This window comes from Halomonas sp. ND22Bw (assembly GCF_003011945.1).
Lineage (GTDB): Bacteria > Pseudomonadota > Gammaproteobacteria > Pseudomonadales > Halomonadaceae > Halomonas > Halomonas halophila.
The window spans coordinates 1-273 of the sequence record NZ_PXWD01000852.1 but is presented as its reverse complement, the minus strand read 5'-3'; the positions used below and the strand labels follow the sequence as shown (position 1 = coordinate 273).

Annotated in this window: 1 protein-coding gene; it reads left to right on the top strand. The window is 72.2% G+C overall.

Going from position 1 to position 273, the window contains the following annotated elements:
- On the top strand, positions 1-273 hold a 273-nt coding region (locus tag CVH10_RS20560), incomplete at both ends, for a LysR family transcriptional regulator (protein WP_146143194.1).

Sequence of the window (273 nt, the reverse complement as noted above, 5' to 3'; positions counted from 1 at the left end):
TCACGCGGGCGGCCGAGCGCCTGGGCATGTCGCAGTCGTCGCTCAGCGCCGCGCTCGGCAAGCTCGAGAAGATGCTCGGTACGCGGCTCTTCGACCGTCACACGCGGGCCTGCCAACCGACCGAGGCCGGCACGGCGCTGCTGCCGGCAGCACGCCGTTTGGTGGCCGACTGGGACCAGTTGCTGGGAAGCGCGCACGACTTCGTGGTGTTCGCACGCGGCCGCGTCGACGTGGCGGCGCCCAATGCGCAGTGCGCATTGCTGCTGCCCCCGG